27 protein-coding genes and 2 pseudogenes are annotated in these 22,220 nt (G+C 41.2%); 13 read left to right on the top strand and 16 right to left on the bottom strand.

All coding sequences use genetic code 11. The features are described 5' to 3' along the window. Positions 1-39: 39 nt before the first annotated feature. Entirely contained in the window at positions 40-750 is a 711-nt protein-coding gene (locus NSTCB13_RS10940) for a Uma2 family endonuclease (protein ID WP_448272381.1), read from the bottom strand. A gap of 191 nt (positions 751-941) precedes the next feature. Here NSTCB13_RS10940 and NSTCB13_RS10935 point away from each other — a divergent pair, with 191 nt between their 5' ends. Beyond that, the gene (locus NSTCB13_RS10935; RefSeq protein WP_448272380.1) at positions 942-1,979 is read left to right on the top strand and encodes a serine/threonine protein kinase; all 1,038 of its coding nucleotides are present in this window, start codon (positions 942-944) and stop codon (positions 1,977-1,979) included. 140 nt (positions 1,980-2,119) lie between these two features. Next, entirely contained in the window at positions 2,120-3,553 is a 1,434-nt protein-coding gene (locus NSTCB13_RS10930) for a serine/threonine protein kinase (RefSeq protein ID WP_448272378.1), read from the top strand. Positions 3,554-3,740: 187 nt separating this feature from the next. On the opposite strand, the gene NSTCB13_RS10925 is transcribed toward NSTCB13_RS10930, so the two are convergent. The 5 genes from NSTCB13_RS10925 to NSTCB13_RS10905 all read right to left on the bottom strand — a co-directional run bounded on the left by NSTCB13_RS10925 (position 3,741) and on the right by NSTCB13_RS10905 (position 5,206). Continuing rightward, positions 3,741-4,016: a helix-turn-helix domain-containing protein gene (locus tag NSTCB13_RS10925; protein ID WP_448272376.1), complete on the bottom strand. Its 276-nt coding sequence runs from the start codon at positions 4,014-4,016 to the stop codon at positions 3,741-3,743. A 38-nt stretch (positions 4,017-4,054) separates the two neighbouring features. Then, complete coding sequence (locus NSTCB13_RS10920; RefSeq protein ID WP_448272374.1) at positions 4,055-4,189, bottom strand: hypothetical protein; 135 nt, start codon at positions 4,187-4,189, stop codon at positions 4,055-4,057. Positions 4,190-4,384: 195 nt separating this feature from the next. After that, positions 4,385-4,600 (bottom strand): hypothetical protein, encoded by a 216-nt coding sequence (locus tag NSTCB13_RS10915; RefSeq protein WP_448272372.1) that lies wholly within the window; start codon positions 4,598-4,600, stop codon positions 4,385-4,387. Further along, complete coding sequence (locus tag NSTCB13_RS10910; RefSeq protein WP_448272370.1) at positions 4,587-4,748, bottom strand: hypothetical protein; 162 nt, start codon at positions 4,746-4,748, stop codon at positions 4,587-4,589. The genes NSTCB13_RS10915 and NSTCB13_RS10910 overlap by 14 nt, the downstream gene beginning before the upstream one ends. Positions 4,749-4,906: 158 nt before the next feature. Next, positions 4,907-5,206 (bottom strand): hypothetical protein, encoded by a 300-nt coding sequence (locus NSTCB13_RS10905; protein WP_448272368.1) that lies wholly within the window; start codon positions 5,204-5,206, stop codon positions 4,907-4,909. A gap of 145 nt (positions 5,207-5,351) precedes the next feature. On the opposite strand from NSTCB13_RS10905, the gene NSTCB13_RS10900 reads away from it, so the two are divergent. Continuing rightward, positions 5,352-5,630 carry a hypothetical protein gene (locus tag NSTCB13_RS10900; protein ID WP_448272366.1) on the top strand — a complete coding sequence of 93 codons (279 nt, stop codon included), beginning with the start codon at positions 5,352-5,354 and terminating at the stop codon, positions 5,628-5,630. A 60-nt stretch (positions 5,631-5,690) separates the two neighbouring features. Here the strand turns inward: NSTCB13_RS10900 and NSTCB13_RS10895 are convergent, their stop codons facing one another. Next, positions 5,691-6,092, bottom strand: a complete 402-nt coding sequence (locus NSTCB13_RS10895) for a winged helix-turn-helix transcriptional regulator (RefSeq protein ID WP_448272364.1) — start codon at positions 6,090-6,092, stop codon at positions 5,691-5,693. Between the two features lie 94 nt (positions 6,093-6,186). Between NSTCB13_RS10895 and NSTCB13_RS10890 the strand changes: the two genes are divergently transcribed. The 4 genes from NSTCB13_RS10890 (at position 6,187) to NSTCB13_RS10875 (ending at position 8,009) form a co-directional block, all read left to right on the top strand. Then, positions 6,187-6,804 carry an isochorismatase family protein gene (locus NSTCB13_RS10890; RefSeq protein ID WP_448272362.1) on the top strand — a complete coding sequence of 206 codons (618 nt, stop codon included), beginning with the start codon at positions 6,187-6,189 and terminating at the stop codon, positions 6,802-6,804. A gap of 158 nt (positions 6,805-6,962) precedes the next feature. Next, the gene (locus NSTCB13_RS10885; RefSeq protein WP_322712320.1) at positions 6,963-7,457 is read left to right on the top strand and encodes a hypothetical protein; all 495 of its coding nucleotides are present in this window, start codon (positions 6,963-6,965) and stop codon (positions 7,455-7,457) included. A 1-nt stretch (position 7,458) separates the two neighbouring features. Continuing rightward, complete coding sequence (locus NSTCB13_RS10880) at positions 7,459-7,590, top strand: hypothetical protein (RefSeq protein WP_448272360.1); 132 nt, start codon at positions 7,459-7,461, stop codon at positions 7,588-7,590. 95 nt (positions 7,591-7,685) lie between these two features. Next, on the top strand, positions 7,686-8,009 hold the full coding sequence (locus NSTCB13_RS10875) for a DUF6464 family protein (protein WP_448272358.1): 324 nt from the start codon (positions 7,686-7,688) through the stop codon (positions 8,007-8,009). Between the two features lie 249 nt (positions 8,010-8,258). Here NSTCB13_RS10875 and NSTCB13_RS10870 read toward each other — a convergent pair whose 3' ends face one another. Then, positions 8,259-8,819: an RICIN domain-containing protein gene (locus NSTCB13_RS10870; RefSeq protein ID WP_448272356.1), complete on the bottom strand. Its 561-nt coding sequence runs from the start codon at positions 8,817-8,819 to the stop codon at positions 8,259-8,261. 682 nt (positions 8,820-9,501) lie between these two features. On the opposite strand from NSTCB13_RS10870, the gene NSTCB13_RS10865 reads away from it, so the two are divergent. The 5 genes and pseudogenes from NSTCB13_RS10865 to NSTCB13_RS10845 all read left to right on the top strand — a co-directional run bounded on the left by NSTCB13_RS10865 (position 9,502) and on the right by NSTCB13_RS10845 (position 14,252). After that, entirely contained in the window at positions 9,502-10,776 is a 1,275-nt protein-coding gene (locus tag NSTCB13_RS10865) for an ABC transporter substrate-binding protein (RefSeq protein ID WP_448272355.1), read from the top strand. Between the two features lie 7 nt (positions 10,777-10,783). After that, positions 10,784-11,734 (top strand): branched-chain amino acid ABC transporter permease, encoded by a 951-nt coding sequence (locus NSTCB13_RS10860; protein ID WP_322692446.1) that lies wholly within the window; start codon positions 10,784-10,786, stop codon positions 11,732-11,734. 14 nt (positions 11,735-11,748) lie between these two features. Then, positions 11,749-12,351 (top strand): Uma2 family endonuclease, encoded by a 603-nt coding sequence (locus tag NSTCB13_RS10855; RefSeq protein ID WP_448272352.1) that lies wholly within the window; start codon positions 11,749-11,751, stop codon positions 12,349-12,351. A 55-nt stretch (positions 12,352-12,406) separates the two neighbouring features. After that, the gene (locus tag NSTCB13_RS10850; protein ID WP_448272350.1) at positions 12,407-13,345 is read left to right on the top strand and encodes a branched-chain amino acid ABC transporter permease; all 939 of its coding nucleotides are present in this window, start codon (positions 12,407-12,409) and stop codon (positions 13,343-13,345) included. A 114-nt stretch (positions 13,346-13,459) separates the two neighbouring features. Continuing rightward, positions 13,460-14,252: pseudogene (locus tag NSTCB13_RS10845) on the top strand (ABC transporter ATP-binding protein). Positions 14,253-14,268: 16 nt separating this feature from the next. Here NSTCB13_RS10845 and NSTCB13_RS10840 read toward each other — a convergent pair. Together NSTCB13_RS10840 and NSTCB13_RS10835 are read right to left on the bottom strand one after the other, a co-directional pair. Beyond that, entirely contained in the window at positions 14,269-15,216 is a 948-nt protein-coding gene (locus NSTCB13_RS10840; protein WP_445629558.1) for an Rpn family recombination-promoting nuclease/putative transposase, read from the bottom strand. Positions 15,217-15,398: 182 nt separating this feature from the next. After that, positions 15,399-16,250 carry an Rpn family recombination-promoting nuclease/putative transposase gene (locus tag NSTCB13_RS10835; RefSeq protein ID WP_448272348.1) on the bottom strand — a complete coding sequence of 284 codons (852 nt, stop codon included), beginning with the start codon at positions 16,248-16,250 and terminating at the stop codon, positions 15,399-15,401. 160 nt (positions 16,251-16,410) lie between these two features. Between NSTCB13_RS10835 and NSTCB13_RS10830 the strand changes: the two genes are divergently transcribed. After that, positions 16,411-17,142, top strand: a complete 732-nt coding sequence (locus NSTCB13_RS10830) for an ABC transporter ATP-binding protein (protein ID WP_448269767.1) — start codon at positions 16,411-16,413, stop codon at positions 17,140-17,142. A gap of 36 nt (positions 17,143-17,178) precedes the next feature. Here the strand turns inward: NSTCB13_RS10830 and NSTCB13_RS10825 are convergent, their stop codons facing one another. The 6 genes and pseudogenes from NSTCB13_RS10825 to NSTCB13_RS10800 form a co-directional block, all read right to left on the bottom strand. Further along, positions 17,179-17,580 (bottom strand): GAF domain-containing protein, encoded by a 402-nt coding sequence (locus tag NSTCB13_RS10825; RefSeq protein ID WP_448273177.1) that lies wholly within the window; start codon positions 17,578-17,580, stop codon positions 17,179-17,181. 219 nt (positions 17,581-17,799) lie between these two features. Beyond that, positions 17,800-18,499, bottom strand: a pseudogene (locus NSTCB13_RS10820) (DevA family ABC transporter ATP-binding protein); the annotation flags it as partial. 32 nt (positions 18,500-18,531) lie between these two features. Continuing rightward, positions 18,532-19,236 carry an ABC transporter permease gene (locus tag NSTCB13_RS10815; protein WP_448272347.1) on the bottom strand — a complete coding sequence of 235 codons (705 nt, stop codon included), beginning with the start codon at positions 19,234-19,236 and terminating at the stop codon, positions 18,532-18,534. Beyond that, complete coding sequence (locus tag NSTCB13_RS10810; protein ID WP_448272345.1) at positions 19,214-19,726, bottom strand: hypothetical protein; 513 nt, start codon at positions 19,724-19,726, stop codon at positions 19,214-19,216. Before NSTCB13_RS10810 ends, NSTCB13_RS10815 begins: the two co-directional genes overlap by 23 nt. Continuing rightward, complete coding sequence (gene devC, locus NSTCB13_RS10805; protein ID WP_448272344.1) at positions 19,716-20,876, bottom strand: ABC transporter permease DevC; 1,161 nt, start codon at positions 20,874-20,876, stop codon at positions 19,716-19,718. Before devC ends, NSTCB13_RS10810 begins: the two co-directional genes overlap by 11 nt. Positions 20,877-20,982: 106 nt before the next feature. After that, the gene (locus NSTCB13_RS10800) at positions 20,983-22,134 is read right to left on the bottom strand and encodes an efflux RND transporter periplasmic adaptor subunit (protein ID WP_448272343.1); all 1,152 of its coding nucleotides are present in this window, start codon (positions 22,132-22,134) and stop codon (positions 20,983-20,985) included. Between the last annotated feature and the right edge of the window lie 86 nt (positions 22,135-22,220).

The following is a 22,220-nucleotide window of genomic DNA, read 5'->3' as shown; positions in this document are numbered from 1 at the left end:
CGTTATGGATGTAAATAAGTAGTTGATTTTTTATCGATATTATGCTTCTGGCTCAATGCCGAGCGATCGCAATTGAGCAGTCAGAATCTCATTTCGTTGGCGTTCAAGTTCTGCTCTTTCTGAGCCAGTCAACAACAAATTCCCTTGCAAATCCCACCAACGTAACCAGGGCAATTCCACGTTTTGATAAACTCCAAGCCTTATGCCTAATTCGACTCCTAAAGGAGGTATAGGATAATGTCCTCGTTCATTTGCTGCTAATAACTGGTATTGTCCACCAATGAATTTATACACTTCTACACTGGCTTTATTCACTTCATAAATGCCATAAAACGGAGTCCGAATTACTTGCTCATAAATCCAAAATTTGCCCTTCCAAGGGGTTGTATCTCTTTCCTCACCCCCATCTCCAGAGACGAATTCTAAGACAATTAATGGAGCGATGTGTTCTCGCCAAAATACATAAGAACGGCGCGTCAATCCATCGAGTAAAGGCGGGACATTTCCTACATAAAACCAATCTGGTACTGCTGCTCCTTTCTCTGGAGGATCTGTTAACCGCCAGTAAATACCTAAGTCCTGACCTATACAATATTGACCTTCTGGATGTAATTGCTGAAGAATGGGTGTAATTGAGTCAGTTAGTAAAATACTTTGGGGATGCTCTTGCCAAGTAGCATTAGATTTTGGTAGCTGCGTGTGGTCAGGAAATGGGGTGAGATCGGTATCGAGGTTGATTGCAGAGGTCATAAGTTACCTTTGCACTAGCTAAAGGTTGTTTTTAGTTTAGCAATAGAGGGAGAAAAAAGCGTAGGCGTAGCCCGCACTTCGGCAAAGCTCAGTGACCATCGTAGACATCGCACCAGTTCTGTTAAGCTAGGCTCAAGTTATTAAAGCTCTCTTGTGTGAGAATTAATCTAAGCATTTTGGGAGTTGCAAAGATGGCTTGGGTAGCTGGCGATCGCTTGCAAGGTGGAAAATACACCATTGAAAGAGAATTGGGAAGAGGACGCTTTGGCATTACTTATTTGGTCAAAAATAAGAATGGCGATCGCCAAGTCATTAAAACCTTAAATGATGATTTACTAAATTCCCTGAACCAGTTGGAACGCGGACGACTGGAAACGATGTTTTGGCAAGAGGCGGTAAAACTTACTCAATGTAAACACAAACATATTGTGCAGGTTGCAGAACCGTTCAAAGAAGGAGAACACTGGTGTCTGGTAATGGAATATGTCGATGGTGTGAGTTTAGCTGACCGTCGCCAACAAATACTTTCTGAATCAGACGCTTTACGCTACATTCAACAAATTGGAGAAGCGCTGATCGAAGTACATAAAAATCGGTTGATTCATCGAGATGTACATCCAGGAAATATTTTTTTGCGAGTGCGAGAAGGACAGCCGGAAGCGGTGCTAATTGATTTTGGTTTAGCTCTCGATTTCGACCATATCTTAACCACAAGTAGAACAAAGGAAACTTCTGAGGGATTTACGCCGCCTGAGCTTTATGCTCAACATACTAAACCAACTGGAGCATATAGCGATATTTATTCTCTGGCGGCAACTCTTTATGTGCTTTTGACTGGAAAAACACCAGTCAGTGCGCTCAAACGTAAGGTGGATAACGCTCCTTTAGTGGAACCGAAAAAACATAATCCTCAAATTAGCGATCGCACAAACCGAGCAATTTTAACAGGTATGAAGCTAGACCAGAAACAGCGATCGCAGTCAATGCGGGAATGGCTCGATTCTTTGGGTTTGACTGGAGAAAACTTGCAGCCTTCAGTAATTGAACCATCAAAAACTAACTCAAATTGGGAGCGAAACATCCAGTTTTGGGGAGTGGTGATAGCTGCGATCGCTGCTATTGGAACCTTACTTTCAGGCATAGTTGGTTGGATTCCTATTTTCCACCCATCTCCATCTTCCAGTCAACCGTCACAGTCTCCCAGTGCCTCATTTACTAAAACACCGTAGAATTAGCTCAACTCTCATTGCGTGTTGTACAAAATTCTGCAAAACTGTATTATTTGTGAAACACACTTAAGTCAAAAACATCCATATCCAGCCTTTTTAAAGTGTTTTAATTACGAATTACGAATTATTTAGAGGTATTTATGCCCTGGATAACAGGACAACAATTGCTAGGTGGCAAATATGTAATTGAGCAAGTTCTGGGACAGGGAGGATTCGGGATTACTTATAAGGCTTTGCATGTTGAACTAAAACAGACAGTTGTAATTAAGACACCTAATGAATATCTCAGTCACGATCCGGAATATGAAAAGTACATAGAGAGATTTATCCAAGAAGGGCGGATACTCGCACGCTTATCACAAGACCCCCATCCTCACATTGTGGGAGTGATTGATTTGTTTCAAGAAGGTGCTACCTACTGTTTAGTGATGGACTTTGTTGAGGGAGAAAATTTGTATGAGGTGGTGAGGCGTAGGGGAGCTTTACCAGAAGGCTTGATTGTGCCTTATATCCGCCAGATTGTGAAAGCCTTGATGGTAGTGCATCAAGAAGGATTAGTACATCGAGATGCCCACCCTGGAAACATCATGCTACGAAGCAGTGGTAAAGCAGTTTTGATTGACTTTGGCATCGCCAAAGAACTTATACCTAGAACCTTAAGTTCAACAGGCAATATGGCTCATCCTGGGTTTGCACCCTATGAACAGGTAACTAGGGGCAGTCGGAAGCCAACTGTCGATGTCTACTGTCTAGCTGCTACACTTTATTATGCGGTGACAGGTCAACACCCCACAACTTCTCTGGCTCGCAAACTAGAGAATACTTCCCTGACTCCACCTAAACGAATTATTCCAGGTATCAGTGACCGATTAAATCAGGCAATTCTCAAGGGAATGGCGTTGGAAGCAAAAGATCGCCCTCAGTCAATGCAGGCATGGTTGCTAATGCTAAAAGAACCAGTAAGGCATCGACCACGATTTGAGTTAATTTATAGACTAATCCAAACAATATTAAATGAATTTCGCCAAATATTAAGAATAGTTATTGACTTAATTGGAGACTGGTATCAAAATACAATCCCACTTGTACAAGCTCTATTACTAGGCTTCAATAGGATGATTGATGCGCTATTTAATCCTAACTCTCCTAATACCGTTTCCAAGCGTTGGTTGGCTGGTCTATGGGTAAGTTACGGATTGCTGACCTATCTCTTAGTTGTATCTCATGCTCCGTTCCGGACTGTGGTTTGGGCTGTAGCTTCAGCTATAGCTGTAGCAATGGCTTCGGCCTCAGCAATGGTTTGGATTGAGGCTACTGTGGCTTTGGTTGTGGCTTTGACTTCAGCGGTGGTTTGGGCTTCGGCTTCGGCTTTTTTTTGGGTTTGGGCTGTGCCTTCGGCCTGGTCTTCGGTTTGGGCTTTTTTTGTATCTATTTTTGTAGGTAGATTTGGAGATGAATTACGAACATCATTTAGCAGGTATCATACGTTTCTGATTTTAGCTTGCAATTCTGCTTTAGGATTGGGTTTAGGATGGCTAGCACACTGGGTACTTTATATAAATAAAAGTTCATAACTAATTCATAACTGGAAAAGTTCCACAAGCTAACTGACAAAAGATTTTATAGCGATTTATCAAGTATAGAAACGATGTCTAACAACAAGGCGCTGCGCGTCTACGTACCTTTAACCTCATACCAAAATATTAAATTTCCGGCTCAATACCAAGTGCTGGTTTTAAGAGCGTTGTTATGGAAGAGAAGCTAGGTAAATAAACTGATATCTACATTAAAATAGTCCGCCAACGCTTCTGCTTGAGTTTTAGTAATGGTGCGATCGCAAAGCGTCTCTGAAGGAGAATCGCCATTAACAATTTGCAAGGCAATTTCCAATGAACCAATTACCTCAGCTAATGCTTCGGTTGTAGTATCGCGTGCGTCCATTAGATGTACTAACATCGAATTGGGTGTACCTTGGAGAATTGGGTGATGGGTATCTTCAAACTGCTCAATTAAAGTCACCAACAGTTGCAACAGCATTTCTTCTTCTGGTGTCCGATTGGGACGATGTTCTAAGGTTAATGCGAGTGCGTAGACGCAAAGCGGCTTGTCTTTGACATCGCTTGTTCGTTTTCTGCATCCGTGGTAATGATTTTTGGCTGATACTCGGCTAGCAATTTACCATAAGATTCTGAATTAAAAGTACGGGTCATTTTTCCATTTATAGCTTCCGGTTCAACGCCGAGCGATGTCTGAGGACAACCTGCTATGCGTCTACGCCATATTTCTCTAAAACTCAAGCGATCGCTATTTAAATGTTATCTTTTTTTTATTGGTTCACTACCTAAGCAAAAATCTCCCGATTGGAATTCGGGAGAGTGTCAAAAAACCCAAATGTATTGTCTTTATTAAATAACAACTTCTTGCTTAGGCTTCCGCGCTGGACGCTTGCGATCGCTGCGGCGAACGCCCCCTGCCATTTTGTATTCATCGCTATTCTTGCCATACTTTGCAGCTACGCTAACTAACACATGTTCTGTTAATTCCATCAGCGACTTTTCGGCTAATTCAAAGGTTCCCTGAGTTAGATCCACGGTGGAGAGGGTGGAGTTATAAGCTTCCAACTTGTCCCTGTGTTGTTTTGATGGCGTCGGCAAAGGTGTCAATAGTGATTCCATTACCTAAATCTAAGGTGGGACTAATCGATTTCAAAGCCGCAATCCGACGCTGTGCCCTATCAAGTACTTTAGACCCACGTTTTGGACGTGACATAAATAACTTTCCTTTTATCGATCGTGCACTAGGATAAAAACTGAGTTCTATCCTTGTCTCTACAACATTAAGATAAACAAAATCGTGGCGATCGACACCCGCAATATTCAGTATTGTTTAAAATGTTTAATACAAAAAAGTATATTTTTTACGTAAATTTATTGAGATTTATCTGAATTCAATAAACGACTACCCAAATTCAATAAACGACTACCCAAATTCAATAAACGACTGCCCAAATTCAATAAACGACAGCCCGAATTCAATAAACGACTACCCAAATTCAATAAACGACTACCCAAATTCAATAAACGACTACCCAAATTCAATAAACGACTACCCAAATTCAATAAACGACTGCCCAAATTCAATAAACGACTACCCAAATTCAATAAACGACTGCCCAAATTCAATAAACGACTGCCCGAATTCAATAAATGATCGCCCTGATTACTCATGCTTAATCTATGTAAAAATATTTAGAAAATATCTTTACAAGTATAAAAATATACTTTAATATAAAAGCATAAGAAAGGCGATCGCCCTCGCGCAAGAGTCTGCGATCGCCTTCTTTTAACCCCAAAATCGGAGTCAAATATTATCATGGCACAATCAAAAAAGTTCGCCAAATCACAACTAGCCCAGTTTATCGGCACACAAGGCGGTGACGTACCTCCTTTCCATTCATCTTTCCAAGACTCATCACCCAGAAGAGAACGGATTAAACATTTATTAATTGGTTCACCCAAAGCTGTTACCGCCACCATTCACTTGTTGCATGTTTTGGGCTATGCAAATGTAGGTGATTGGAGTCCACTAGTACCAACAGCTAATCCCAATGAAATGATGAGTATTTTAACCCGTCAGATTTTGACGCAATAATTTATACTGGGGTGCAAAGGGCACCCCTACATCCCATATTCCGCATGAGTAATAGGCAAACTACTTTTGACTGCAAATAGTAGTAAAACCTTTACTTTCTCTAGCAGTTTCTACTTCATGAAAATGATTTATTGACCAATGGCATAGTAGCCGAAGTGGCTCAACTAACGTTTCTCCCAACGCTGTCAAGGAATACTCTACAGTAGGAGGATTAGTAGGATAAACTTTACGCTTCACAAGACCATCTCTTTCTAAATCACGCAGAGTACGAGTTAGCATTCGTTGTGAAACGCCTCCAATTTCTCTATGCAACTCACCATAGCGTTTCTTACCTTGGGATAGAACGTAGATGATTGCTGTAACCCATTTGTCAGAAATTAGTTCAAGTGTCTGCCGTAAATAAGGATGATCGTTGAGGATTTGAGGTGATTGAGCCATATTTAGGATAGATGCTACGTACACTTGTGTTCCTACTTGTGCAATGCTTGATGTTCGTTTCAGAATAAGTCTAGAGATTTCTAAGATCGTATCAACAGTCAACTAAAAAAATAGCACAATGAAATTTTCTGATTTCACTCAAGAAAACTCGGCTATGCTTCTGATCGATCATCAAGTTGGCACTATGAAGCTGATCAAAAACTTGCCTCTGACCGAGGTAGAAAAGAATACTCTTGCACTTGCAAAAGTGGCAAAGGTACTTAAAATACCTGTGGTTTTGACAAGTAGCCAAGAGGAGCGGTTTCAAGGTTTGCTGATGACTGCTTTAGCACAAAGTCTACCTGAAGCTTACGAGGTAAGAATTAAGCGTGCAGGTATTGTAAATGCTTGGGACGATAAGAACTTTGTTCAAGCAGTCAAAGATACAAATCGTACTAATTTAATTATGGCTGGCATAACTACTGACGTTTGTTTAGTTTATCCGGCTATCAGCGCAGTACGTGAAGGCTACAGTGTTCAAGCAGTTATGGATGCTTCTGGTTCACCATTCCATCTCTCGGAAGATTTAGCACGGCAACGGATGCATGATGCTGGGGTTGTGCTAACTGCTACAATCACTTTGATTGCCGAGTTGGTTAAGGATTGGAGCCGTCCCGAAGGCGTCGAGTTACAGCAATTATTGTTTAGTGATGTGTTGCCTCCTGAGTTCATTGAAGGCAATAGCACTCCATACTAAGGGGCTTCCAAAAAATAAATTATTCCAAATTAATTGTCTGTCTGTAGGGTAGCACAGTTGTGCTACCCTACAAACGCAGGCATCATTATTATACAGTACAAATATACTAATTAGCTGCTAAAATGCTTTAAAAGTCAGCTAGCCTTGCTTGAGGTAGTATGAAAAAAATCCCAGATACAGACAAAAAGCCCATTTTGCTGTTCCAGCCTACATTTGTAACTACTGCGATAGTGCCACTGCAACCCCAAGAAAAAAAAATCATCAGCGAACGGGAGCGTTTTATAACCCAAGTCGAACGCATCAATCAGATAGCGGCAGAGTTAGAAGCAGCGATATTAGAGTTGAAAGCAATCGCTAACAAAATGAATACTCAAAAACGTTGCCCATTCTTGATAAAGGAGATATGCAAAAATATTTGTCAGTATTTCGCAGTTAGCATCCCTTGGGTGAAACGAAAGTCTGACGAATCATTTATTTTGACAACGCGAAAAGTTGATTTATTCCGAGCCGAAAGGGAAGCTGCACTGCTAGCACAGCAACTTCGTCAGCAAACCAAAAAAAGATTAGCATCGCAGCGACACAGAAAAAATAAGAATGGGGCTGAAGCAGACACAAAACGCTTCTTCAAAAAGGTATTAGTCAACAAATCTTAAAATGATCAACATTCAACGGCAGATCGCCTCTGAGGTTGTAACAGTTATGCTGATTGAAGTGGCAGAAGGAACTTATTCCTCAAAATTACTAGATACTACACTGCCATTATTTCTTTGCAACCATAGTTGGTGACAAAGAAACAAAGCCGCCCTAATATTTGCACTTCCGTAAAACCAGAGTGTAACATCAGGGACAATCCATCAGCGCCCAGAAGAGGTAAAAAGAAGGTGTTAAAAACACTTTTAGTGATTGCCGTTGGTTTTTTACCGTCCCTGTTTTCCCTGTGGATGATCCGTAGAACCCAGCGATCGCGGTTGCGAATGAGGCAAGCAGCCATGAATTTTCCAGTGGTACAGGGACGGCAAAACCTTAGACCTGTGGAAGGCGATCGCTATTATTTAGAAGGGGTGGGTTATCTGATTGGCGATATCAGCTGCAAATTTAATGCCCGATCTGGCTACATTCGCTGTGCAATCAATCCCGATGGCCCGTGTAACGGTTGCCGTCACTACGAACCTAGAGAATTAACTGATAATGAAAAAAAGTCTTAATAAGTTTTACCTGTTTAATACTCAAATAATCTCAAATTACTGAAGAAGGAGAAGGAAGAAAGGCTGGGGTCGGCTGGCGAAGCAAGAGAGTTACTCAACAGTAACTTTTACCTCTGTTTTCCTCAAAGCGTCTTAGCGTATCTAAGTTTAGAAGAGAACTGGGGAGAAAACAATTTATCAAAGCGTCCGTTAACCGATGCCCTAAACTAAGTACAGCATTTCATAAATCCGTGACGAATTAAGCGGAATTTAGTAGAACCAAGTCCAGACGAAGTTGTTTTGCGATCCCTTGCACGGGTACTGCATGAGCTGTGTGTTGTTGGATGTCCGGGCGTTCAGGACGGTCAGGCACATGCCGGAATTGCGGTTGCGCAACTGGTACCAGTCGGGGTTGGGGGGGCCATTTACAACCGATTGCAGGTCGCGCCGTGGCGGGGAGACTTTTTGCGGGAGCCACTCCGCGTTGGCGCCACCGACGCAGGGGTACTGGATGACCCTGGCGTATTCTTTCTTGGAGGCGTTCAGCACCGTCAAGCACTTGTTGCTGGACAGGCTGCGGATTCTCTTGTAGTTGCCGGTTGTGTCGTCGAAGTACCACCTCAGGTTGTCCTTCCCGCGGTAGCACGTGTAGATGTCGATTATCACGTTGGCGGGGTTCGACCGCGGGAGGTCGACGCACTTTTTGGATTGGTATCCCACGATGTAGAAAGGCCCCTGGGTGACGGCGTTGGTCTGGGGCTGGGCCACCAGCGTTGCTGTAGAGACGAGAGATGCAGAAAATATGGCTTTGACTAAGTTTCTGATCTTCATGGTAAACAACCTAGATTTGATTAACTTTTTAGAACAACATTTATGATAACCACAATAATTGCCAACCCAAATATATGATAGTAGGTGTTTTGTTGGAAAGATTTAAACAGATGTAAAGTTTTAATTTCTGAATTTTTCTTTCAGTTTGGCTGGTATTGTACTATGAAACCACGTACCTATTTTGGATTCAGTTTCAGTTCTAAAAGCTATATAAATCAGTTACAAACCTTTACATTATTCAGTTCAAACTCATAATCTTCGTGCGATAAAACTGCTATTATCAGCCGTTGCATCAACACTGCTCGAATGAAACTCTACCAAAGTAAACTTTAGGTAAAAGTTTGTTTATACCATTTAATTCTGAAGAAATCATCCATCAACTTAGTCTGATACTTTGCCGTTAATCGGCTGCATCAGTTGAGACACTTAAATTTGACTCGAACATCTGACACTTGAGGGCGCTCACGCTTAACGATTCCCAAGTTCTCCCTGGGAATGGTAAAATTATGGCTAATTATAATTTGTATTTACAAGCACTTTGAATATTTCTCTTTGCATGGTCAAATAAGAATGATTTAATAGAATTCGTGCAAAAGTGTAAATCTGCATCATTTTGTTTGCAGATTATGAAAAATACTATTAGCTTTTGCCGAATATCTCATAACTAGATGATTATCCAACGATGAACAACGCGATCGCTCGGACAACAGCATTATTATCAACTTGCGCTTTGCTACTAACAGGCTGTGGTGGTGGCACTACCACAGTGACAAATTCTCCCACCAATAGTCCAAATAGTATTCCAAATAGTACCCCTAATAATACTGCAACCAATACCCCAGCAACAACAGATACATTATCAAGTGCTATTCCTATCGGTATTGGTGTTGCTCAAACTAGCAATGTGGCATTACTGGGCCAAGAGCAAGTCGCTGGAGCTAAACTTGCCCAGAAGTATTTTAATAGTAAAGGTGGTGTTAATGGTACACCAATTAAATTAGTTTTTCAAGATACTAGCGGTGATGAAGCAGGAGCCATAAACGCTTTTCAAACTCTAATTAATAAAGATAAAGTTATTGGAATTGTCGGCCCAACTTTGTCACAGCAAGCCTTTAGTGCCGATCCCATTGGCGAACGGGCAAAAGTACCAATTATTGGCCCATCAAATACTGCTAAAAATATTCCCGAAATTGGTGATTATGTTGCTCGTGTTTCTGCACCAGTTTCCATTGTTGCACCTAATTCAGTGAAAGCGGCACTTAAGCAAAATCCCCAACTGAAAAGAGTCGCAGTTTTCTACGCCCAAAATGATGCATTTAGCAAGTCAGAAGCGGAAATTTTTCAGCAAACAGTTAAGGATCAAGGGCTAGAATTGGTAACAGTGCAAAAATTCCAAACTAGTGACACAGATTTTCAAAGTCAAGCAACCAATGCGATTAATCTCAAACCAGATTTGGTAATTATTTCTGGCTTGGCTGCTGATGGTGGTAATTTAGTTAGGCAGTTGCGGGAACTGGGTTATAAAGGTTTAATTGTCGGTGGAAATGGTCTAAATACATCGAATTTATTGCCAGTTTGTAAAGCACTTTGTGATGGGGTATTGATTGCTCAAGCCTACAGTCCAGAACATCCAGGTGAAATTAACGCGGCATTTCGTAAAGCTTATATTGAAGAATATAAAAAAGAACCACCCCAATTTAGCGCCCAAGCTTTTGCAGCAGTGCAGGTTTATGTCGAAGCACTCCAATCTTTAGATAAAAAGAGCAAAGTCAACAAACTACAGCTACCAGAATTACGGACGCAGTTAAACAAACAAATACTTGCAGGAACATACAATACACCATTGGGTGAAATTGGTTTTACTCCTACAGGTGAAGTTGTGCAAAAAGATTTCTATGTTGCCCAAATCAAAATGGAGAAAGATGGAAGTCAAGGTAAATTTACATTTTTAAAATAGTTGCTAAATGAATATTAATATCTTTTTGCAGCAATTATTAAATGGGTTATCCATTGGCAGCGTCTATGCAATTTTTGCCTTGGGATATACCTTGGTTTATTCGATTTTGGGCATTATTAATTTAGCTCATGGCGCGATTTTTACCTTGGGTGCATATTTCACTTATGCGCTGATGGGTGGGAACTTTGGATTTAATGGTTTGCTGGCTAATGCAGCCTTGCCGATAAAATTACCATTTGCTATATCCTTGATTTTAGGAAGCACCTTGGCAGGATTGGTAGGAGTAGTAATGGAACGCGTTGCTTTTCAACCTTTGCGTCGTCAAGGCTCCGATCCTTTACTAACTGTTGTTTCCAGCTTGGGGGTAGCAGTGGTAATTGTGAATTTAATTCAATATTTAGTAGGTGCGGAAAGTTATACATACCCCGCAAATACTTATGGTAATTTGCCACCCGCGATTAACTTTGGTAGTTCAGAAAACCCAATTCCGATTCGTAGCGTTCAAGTGGTAATTTTTACTGTGTCAGTAGCAATCGTGGTAATTCTTACCTATTTTATCAATCGAACTAAATATGGTAAGGCAATGCAAGCGATCGCAGAAGATCCAACTACAGCTAGTTTGTTAGGAATTAATAGCGATCGCTTTATCATCCTAACATTCTTCATCAGCAGCTTTTTAGCAGGATTAGCAGGAACTTTAGTTGCTTCTAGTGTTAGTATTGCAGGGCCATATTTCGGCATTGCTTTTGGTTTGCGCGGTTTAGCAGTAATTGTTTTAGGTGGTTTAGGTAGTATTCCTGGTGCGGTGGTAGGAGGTTTGTTAATTGGATTAGTTGAGGCATTTGTCCCTGTTGATTATTCTGGATATAAAGATGCAGTAGCTTTTGCAATTTTGTTTATCATGCTATTAGTTAGACCCCAAGGTTTGTTAGGGCGGCGGTTTATTCAGAAAGTTTAAAGAGACGTAGCGCTATGAAAACATACATCAAACAAAAGTTAACTTTCGACCAATTTTTAGAACAGTGTCCAGAGGAGGGTTTATATGAACTTGTGGATGGAGAAATTGTAAAAGTGCGTGCAACCAGAAATCATGATGATCTCGCTGACTTTATATTGGTTGCTTTTAATGATGAAATTAGGCGGCTAAACTTAAATTATGTAGTTAAGAACACAGCAGTATTTAAAACTATAACTGCTAATGGCATAGAGCAAGGACGCAAGCCTGATGTAAGTGTCATAGATAAAGATAAATGGCGCTCAAATCGTTCGGCTTATGCTGCACTTGAAGAACCTATCCAATTAGCTGTGGAGGTGACATCAACTAATTGGGAAGATGACTACATTGATAAATTAGATGAGTATCAACGCTTAGGTATTACAGAATATTGGATTGTAGATTATTTGGCAATTGGGCTAAGAGAGTATTTGGGAAATCCAAAAGTTCCGGCTGTGTTTGTTTTTCTCTTAGATGCTGAGGGTAAATACCAATGCACACATTTTAGAGGCTCAGAACGAATTGTGTCACGAACTTTTCCTGAACTGACGCTGACAGCAGAGGAAATCTTAACAGCTTAAAAGTTGACAAAAGTGATAGTTTGATTGAGCTTATATGAAAATATTTTAAAATAAAATGGCTGATTTTTTTGCTACTTACGCTTCTTTAATTGTCTCTATGGTATTGGGGGCGTTACTAGGATTATCGCTTTACTTACCTCTAATGACAGGACAATTGTCTTTAGCTAGTCCCGGATTTTATGCTTTAGGTGGATATATTGCCGCAATTTTATCCACAAAAGTTTTTACATCTAGCAGTAGTTTATTTCCAATTCCCTTGTTGTTATTGGAGATGTTAATTGCGGGTGTAATTTCTGGTTTTTTGGGTATATTAGTGGGAATTCCGGCGTTACGCTTGCGAGGAATTTATTTAGCGATCGCAACTATCGCTTTTGTGGAAGTTCTACGTGTCATCTCCTTGAATCTAGATATTACAGGTGGTGCTGTCGGAATTTTTGGTATTCCTCAACCTTTCCAAACACAACTTGAATATTTATGGATTGCTTTGCCATTACTATTAATTAGTATGGTGCTACTTTATCGTTTAGAACGCATCCGCGTCGGCAGGGCTTTTATCGCTATCCGCGAAGATGAATTAGCTGCGGGTGCAATGGGAATTGCTCCCACTTATTACAAAGTTTTGGCGTTTACATTAGGGGCTATGCTTGCAGGGGTTGTAGGTGCAATTAGCGCTCACTTCCTCAATACCTGGAATGCTCGTCAAGGTACTTTTGATGCCAGCATTATATATTTAACTTTTGTTTTAATTGGTGGTTCGAGAACTTTTTTAGGCCCGGTAGTTGGAGGTATGGTATTTACAGCTTTACCAGAGATTCTGCGAAGCCTCGCTGATACTGGTGGTTTACCTAATTGGTTAGCACAGTTTTTGCGAGATGGTAGATTAATTATTTTTGGCTTTTTAATAGTAATAGGTACAATATTTTTCCCTCAAGGGCTAATTACTCCAGATGTTTTTCAAAGAAAAAAACGAACCGCCTTTCCTCCGGAACGCTAGGCGAACGCGAAGCGTCTCGTTGGCGCAGCCTCTCGTAGAGAAGATAAGCACGCAAAGGAATAAGAGTTTTAGAGAGTTATTGCGTAAGTTTTATATTCATAATAGTATGCAAAAATGTCACATAGTATTTCAGGAACCAATAACAGTATTGTTTTAGAAGCAAGAGCATTAACTCGCCGCTTTGGTGGTTTAGTGGCTGTAAATAATGTATCTTTTAGTGTCAAAAAACATGAAATTTTTGGACTGATTGGCCCTAATGGTGCTGGTAAAACAACACTGTTTAATTTAATTACTGCCTTCATACCACCTTCTAGCGGTAAATTAATTTATCAAGGTGCAGAAGTTTCTCAACTGCGTCCCTCATCAAATTGCGGCTTTAGGTATCGCGCGTACCTTCCAAAATATCCGCTTGTTCGGAGAATTATCGGCATTAGAAAATGTGATAATTGCCCGACATTTACATACCAAAAGTAATATGATTACGGGTGTTTTGGGATTACCACCAGCGCCTCGTGAAGAATTGAAGACTAAGCAAAAAGCTTTCGATTTATTAAATTTGGTAGGATTAAGCGATCGCGCTGACGAAAAAGCCAAAAACTTTGCCTACGGCGATCAGCGTCGGCTAGAAATTGCCCGTGCTTTAGCATTACAACCGCAAATTTTACTTCTTGATGAACCAGCGGCGGGAATGAACCCCAATGAAAAGCAGCAATTGAGTGAATTTATCCGTAGCCTGCGCAATGACTTCAATTTGACGATCGTTTTGATTGAACACCATGTACCATTGGTTATGGGTTTGTGCGATCGCATTGCTGTGCTAGATTTTGGTCAATTAATTGCCTTGGGTGAACCATCTGTAGTCAGAAACGATCCGGCTGTAATTGAAGCTTATTTGGGCAATGAATAATATCTGATTATCTATCTTACAATGACAAAACCTGTTGTAATTCCTCAATATTATTTGCTGTTACAACGTTCCGTAAAATTATCTTCAAACGCTCTATATCATTAATTTCCGTGATTTGTGGCATTAACTGTAACCCGTTGTTGCCAAATTTTAACTCCAAATTAATTTCAATACTAGAAAGTATTCCTCGCAGCTCTCCGCGTGCTTCTCCGCGTGCTTCTCCGCGTGCTTCTCCGCGTGCTTCTCCTCGTGCTTCTCCGCGTGCTTCTCCGCGTGCTTCTCCTCGTGCTTCTCCGCGTGCTTCTCCTTCACGTAAAATTTCTTGATACCAAGGCGACTCACGTAACACAACCATATCCCACCTCATGATTTCTTGAACGAGTCCAGTTTCTAAAACAAATGTAGCAAAAAAAGCTAAGACCGTTTCCAGTTGGTTTAGTTGTTCATTAGCACGAAGAATTTGCAATGCTTCTCTAATAGTAGATTCATTTTCACCACCTTTGAGAATGGGTACAAACGGCAGTAAAGATGGTAAGGGTTGTTGAAAAGCAATATTGACATCAACTTCCCACAGGTTAATTACTCGATAATCTTGTATTGCCCGTAATCCAGCAATATTTGATGTAAAGCTTGTGGGTATTTCGTTGTTGCCAGTTTTAAGAATGTTAATGAGAACGGGGTATGTTGGCAAGTTATATTTTTCTTCCGCAAGTGCAGCGTATGCACGCATCCGACGTGGCATTTTGGATTGATAGCGTAATTGCAATTCATTAAGAAGCAGAAATTCTCCGTGTTGGGGACTGTTGACACGGATTAAAACATCACTTTCCCGGCTAATCCACTGAAATTCGCTAGTTAGAATTTCCCCGGCAACGATATCAGAAATCTGCGTCACCCATCTTACCCAATTGTCAGGTGCAAGGCTAATTAATTTTTTGGTGCTGACATCAGCAGATTTTGCCATCGGGGTGTAGATGCACTCAGAAAGTGAGATTTATCATAACTTGAAGTGTGACATATTTATCAGGTAAAACTTTATCTAACTTATCCCTCAGCAATGTTGCTACTGGCGATCGGTTAGTGCGATCGCACCTGTAATATTCCACCTCATGATTTGTTGCACTAAAGGCGATCGCACCTACAAATTCAGGTAAACAAAATTTGCACGAATTCGTCTAAAGAATTCACTGCGATCGCGCTATCCATTAAGCTTTCTAATCTTTCCACACTCTCGCCTTCAAGCCTTGCTTCCACTTCATGAGGAATTTCATCAAAACGTCGTCGCAATACTCGGATTAACTGCCGTTGTACACCCTGCTGAAGACCTAGCTGAATACCTCTTTGCTCAATTTCCTGATACCAAGGCGATTCTCGCAATACTGCCATATCCCACCTCATGATTTGTTGCACGAAAGGCGTGTCTAACACAAAGCTAGCAAAAAATGCCAGCAATGATTCTAATTGGTTCAACTGTTCATCTGCTCGTAGCGCCTGTAATGCGCGTTGCACAACTGATACCTCTCCCCCTCCTCGCAAGATTGGCACAAAGGGTAACAACGATGGTAATGGTTGCTCAAAGACTATTTCAGCATCGATTTCCCACAAATTGATCGTGCGATAATCTTGGATAGCACGTAATCCCAAAAATTCCTGCTCGTAACTACTGACAATAGTTAAGCTGGATGAAGGCGGTAAAATGTTGATCAGTACTGGGTAAGTTGGCAATCGATAGCGTTCTTGTGCCAAGGCGGCATAAGCTCTCATCCGTAGAGGCATCTGTGTTGTGTACCGTAGTTGTAGTTCATTGAGTACGAGAAAATCTCCGTGAGTGGCACTGTATGCTTTCACTAACACATCTGTTTCGCGGCTAATCCAGTGAAACTCAGAGCCGAGAATTTCTCTCGCCACAACTTCAGGACGTTGTGTTACCCACTTTACCCATGCATCGGGAGCTAAATTAATTAGTCCTTTGCTACCAATATCTGCTACTTTTGCCACTGGACGCTTGATATATTTATCAGTAATTAATGGTACATCATAAAGATTGCGGTATTATGGCGTTAGTTTGAAGTTGAAGCAATGTCTTGGCACTGTTTTAAGAAATGTATGATTGATGTATCTTAGATTTTGAATCAACATTTCTGGATGTAAACCGCCGATGAAAGCCGATAGTAAACCAGACTATACAATTTTAGAAGTTCAAGAACTTGATGTTAATTATGGCGGCATCCAAGCTTTAAAAAAGATTAATTTAATTATTAAAAAAGGTGAGGTAGTTACTTTAATTGGTGCTAATGGTGCTGGAAAAACTACTACACTTCGCGCTATATCTAAAGTAGTTAATCCTAAGAGTGGCGTAATTATCTATAATGGACATAATATTACTCGTCGCCAAACTCACGAAGTTGTCCAACTTGGTATTGCCCATTGTCCTGAAGGACGTAGAGTATTAGCGCGGCAAACTGTATTTGATAATTTACTTTTGGGTGCTTATATTCGTTCCAATCAAGCCGAGATTAAAGCAGACATTCAGCGCCAATTTGAGCTATTTCCCCGCTTGTCACAAAGACGCAATCAACTAGCAGGAACCCTCAGTGGTGGCGAACAACAAATGTTAGCGATCGCTCGCGCTGTCATGAGTAAACCACAACTGTTGCTTTTAGACGAGCCTAGCTTGGGTTTAGCACCTGCGATCGTCCGGGAAATCTTTTCTATTATTGAAAATCTTCGGGCTACAGGCGTGACTATTTTGTTAGTTGAACAAAACGCAAATTTGGCGCTGCAAATTGCCGATCGCGGTTATGTTTTAGAAGCTGGTTCTATTACCTTAACAGGGGCAGCATCAGAATTGATTAGTGATGAGCGAGTTAAAAAAGCTTATTTAGGGTAATCTGACTTCTGAATTTTTCTTCAATTCCTGACAACTCTATTGTTGTAACACCGAGAGAGTACCTTCTAGAATCACACCCAGCGGTGCAGTTAGTTCGCGAAGTAGACGTTCATCATTGGCATCAAAGGGGCTACCTCCTAGTTTGTTAGTCAACACAACCACTGCAAACACTTGGTTTCTACTATTAAACATGGGTAAGCAAAGAATATTACAAGTATGATATCCAGTTGCTCGATCGATTTCTTTATAGAACTGAGGATTTTGCTGAACATCAGTTATATTTACACTTTCACCAGTTGTGGCAACATAACCGCTAATACTAGCATTCATCGGCAGGAAAATTTCTACCGCTTCTTCATTTTCACTCCGAGAAACCTTAGACCAAAGCTGGTTTTTTTCCCGATCGACCACAAAGATAGTTGCTCGATCCGCACCCATAATTTGGGCAATTTTCCAGGCTAACGCCCTAATCACTTCCTCAATATTTGCTTTTAGCATTTGCTCGCTGAGAATATTCATTGCTTGCAAAACTTGTTCAAATTCTTCTTTGAGCTTCTGAAGCAAACTCAAAAACTGAGGGATTGTTAATTCTTCGAGCGTGCGGCTCAATTCCTCTTTTTTCGCTTTCACTAATGAGGTCGTTGTACTCTCAATGTCTAGAATTGCTTGCTCTGTCGGCGATGCTAAACGGCCATCTTCTAAATGAACGATGCGATCGGCAATATCTAAAATTCGGTTGTCATGGGTTACTAGCAAAATGGTACAATTTTGCTGCTTTGCCAGTTTTTGCATTAGTTCCACCACATCTCGACCACTGGCTTTGTCTAGCGCTGCTGTTGGTTCATCAGCCAAAATCAGTTGGGGGTCGGTTTACCAAAGCTCGTGCGATCGCTACTCGTTGTTTTTGTCCGCCCGATAACTGGTGTGGATAAGAATGAATCCGCTTTTGCAGTCCCACTTGCTCTAATATTGCTTGCGATCGCTCTTGCGCTTCTTCCATTGCGATCGCATCATTCAGCACCAAAGACATTTGGACATTTTGGTTTGCGGTTAGGGAACCTAACAAATTATGAGCTTGGAAAATGAACCCTATCTGCTTGCGGACATTTTCCAGCAACCGATTGCTGGCTTTGCTTAACTCGTGTCCTAGTACCTGAAGGCTACCTTCTTGAACGGAACGCAATCCCCCAATTAAAGTCAGCAGTGTTGTCTTTCCAGACCCAGAAGGCCCGGACATAATCACAATTTCTCCAGGATAAATTTTCAGGGAAATATCAAATAATATTTGTTTGCGTAATTGACCCTTGCCATAATAATGATTGAGGTTTTCAATGACAATAATTGGTTCGGTAGACATCAGTTTATATCAACATCTATTCAAAATTTTTGTTAATAAATATCGGCAGGATCTATTTTTTTAAGTTTTCTGCTGGCAATCAGTCCGGAAATCACACACATTAAAACCGTTAAAAATAGCACGAGGCTGATAACGTTAAAATCCATTTCTAATTGCAGCCCTGTAGCCGTAGAAATTAATTGATAAAAAATAGAACTTAAGCACAAGCCCGGAAAAAAACCAAAAAATGAAAGAATTATCGATTGCAGAAAAATAATACTGACAAGATAAAAATTAGAATAACCAATAGCTTTTAAAGTGCCATATTGAGGTAGATTATCTGCAACATTACTATAGATAATGTTGTAAACAACGACAATACCAACCACAAAACCGATGATTGTTCCTAGTCCAAAAATAGCCCCAATGCCAGATGCTTGCATCCAATAATTTAGTTCTTTGGCAATAAAATGTTGTTTGGTGTAAACAACTATATCAGATGGTAAAGCTTGATTTAAAAACTTTTCTAGGCGATCGCTATTCGTTCCTGGCGTCACTTTGATGAGACCAATATCAACGTCGTTGAGCGATGAACGAAGCTTGGAATCAATGCCAGAAGGTCTAGTTGCAAAGATTCTCAGAAAATTAAGATCGCTGATAATTAAATTACCATCAGTTACAAAGTCAGCACCCAGTTCAAACGTGCCAATTATTTTGATGTTTACACCAGAAAGCTCAGTCGTCACACCCGGTTGCATAGAACCATAATCTTTGCGAGACCCTGCTATCGGTCAATACAGTATTAGGCATTTTGAGAACGGATTCAGCGGCTTGAATCTCAGGCAAAAGAAAAACAGGATCGTCTAAATTAAATCCCAGTACTCGGATAGACCTTTCCTCAGCAGTTCCAGAACGTCTCCAACTACCGAGAGTGATATAAAGAGGATAAGCGGCGGCAACGCCCTCAAATTGTCTAGCTTGATATAATCGAGTTCGATTAAAGGTTTCGTCAATAACGGTAACATAGCGTCGCTGACTGAGCATGATTAAATCAGCATTTAATACCTGAATAAACGCAACGTTACTATTCAACATTGCATTCTGAAATCCGAGTTGGGAAAACATCAGAAAAACTGCAAAGGCGATCGCAGCTAATGCTGTGACAAACTGCGATCGGCGCTGGAGCAGGTTGCGCCAAGCAAGGGAAAACTTAAAAAGGACAACTCGAACCTTTTTCCTAGAAAACATCAGCGGGATCTGCAACTAATACTTTGCGAGCAACAATAAGTCCAGATGCACTACATGTCAGAATCGTCAAGCCAAATACTAATAACATCCGGCTAACAGTCATGGCGACTGGTAGTCTTGTAGAAATAAAAATGGCTTGGTACATACCCAAAGCCAGAAGACAACCGGGAATAAACCCCAGCGCCGCCAGCACAACCGCTTCTTGGACAACGACTGTCAACAAACGCAGATTAGTATATCCAATGGCTTTTAAAGTTGCGTATTCGTGCAAGCGTTCAGTGACATCAGAACTCAGGACTTGATAGACAATGACAGTCCCAACTAAAAAAGCCATGACAACGGCAACACCAATGATATAACCGAGCGAAGAAGATTTAACCCAAAATTCCTGCTCTCTGGCCATGGCTTCCTGGCGATCGAACACCTTAATCGTTGCCGGCATGATTTGGCGTAAGCGTTGTACGACTTCATCAACGTTTACACCTGGCTCAACTTTCAGCAGCCCCAGACTCACATCATTTAGCGATCGCCCCGGATTGAGACGAATAAAATTTCCATCGCTAACAATCACAGTGCCATCAGCACGGATAGTGTTATTTAAGCTAAACAACCCCACAATCTCAACTTGTCGCCTGCTCAGTTCAGTTTTCAGACCTACTTCTCTCGGGCCAAATTCGGAGCGTGAAAAGCGATTCATTAGCAAGGTATCTTGGCGTTGCAGGTCTTGTAAATACGGATAAACTTCTGGCACGCGCAACACACGATCTCGATAATTAAACCCTAAAACCAAAAGCGCTCGTATTCGCGTCGTTTCTACATTGCGCCACGAGCCAAATGACAGGTATAGTGGTTTAGCAGCAGCAACGCCATTCATCCCTCCCGCCTGATACAAATAACGTCGGGGAAAGGGTGGAACATTGGTAGACTCTGGTGACTTGGATGAAATCAATACAATGTCAAAATCGAGGCTGTCATAGAGGAGCGTCGCTCCCTTCATCACTCCGCCAAAGAGTCCAAGTTGCATAAATATTAAGGAAACCGCAAAGCTGATGGCTGAAACTCCCACGCTTAAGCGAGCTTTACTCTGCATTAAGTTGCGCCATGCCAACGGGGGCCCTTTCCAGTGTTTGCGGTGCTGACGTTTAGTCACATTCTCTGACTCCTGATGATTTAGACATCTGCAAAAATTGTTAAAGTCTAAGTTCCCTATTCCCTATTCCCTATTCCCTATTCCCTTTTGAAAAACCTTTAGCGAATTAATTTAAATCAATCTCGGTATCTACTTGCAGATTACTGAGATCGGAGACAAGTTTGCTTCGATCTAAGCGGATTTTCACTTCTACTACTCGGACATCTGATTTTGCTGTCGGATCGTCCCCAATAATGTCGTTTTTGAACACTAGTTGACCAATTTTGGCGACAGTGCCAGTCATTTTTTCTTCAAAAACCGGACTGGTAATCGTTGCTCGCTGTCCGACTTTAATCAACTTAACGTCTGTTTCAAAAACCTCTGCCACTACATACATATTACGTGTGTTGCCTAGAGCCAGAAGCCCGCGATCGGAAATCACTTCTCCAGCCTGGGTGTAAATCTTCAAGACTTGGCCGTTTTTGGGCGCACGGATAATAGTTTGCTCTAACTGTGCTTGGGCCAGTTTTAAATTTTGGATGGCTGAAGTCAACCCACTATGGCTAGCGACTCGCTTTAAATTCATCTCTGAGCGTTTGAGGTTCTCTTGAGCTACTTTGATATCTTCTGTGCGGGTCGTGGTTAATTGCTCTAACTTGGCTTTGGCTTGACTTAAATTCTCTTGGGTTTGTACAACCAGTAACTTTCTAATCTCATAATCTTCTTTAGGAACTGCACCTTCAGCATAAAGTTTTGCATAGCGATCGCGTATGATAATTGCTTGATCCAACTCTGCTTGCGATCGGCGAACAGCAGCCTGTTGAGAGCTAATTTCTTGCAAACGAGGAGTAGAAATCTGACCAATCTGTGCTTGTGCCTGACCAATCTCAATTTTATTCAGGGAGCTATCTGTTTGTATCTGTTTTTGCACCTCCTCTAACTGGCTAGCAACCAAATTTCGTTTAGCCAGCATTTCTTGGTGACTTTTGAGATAAGCCAAAACTTGTCCGGCTTTAACCCAATCACCCTCAGAAACTTTTAATTTATCGATCTGCGCCCCCACTGGAACTGCAACTTTGGTAATTTCCCCTTCTGGTTCCAACCGCCCCAATGCCAAGACTTTTGTTTTTTCAGGGGGCAACGATAACGAAGATGACGAGGCGTTGTTGGCGGCTGACTGGCTAGATACTTTAGACAGGAAAACGTATCCAGCCCCGATACTTAAGGCAAGTAGACCAGCAAAGATACTAAGATTGCGAGCAGTAACAGTAGGGGTCACGTCGATTTTGGATTTTGGATTTACAATTTTGGATTAACCTCTTTTTTAAAGAAGAGGCTTCAATGATGATTTTTTGAAATATTCTC

This window comes from Nostoc sp. DSM 114160 (assembly GCF_053470305.1).
This window is presented reverse-complemented; position numbering and strand designations above follow the sequence as displayed.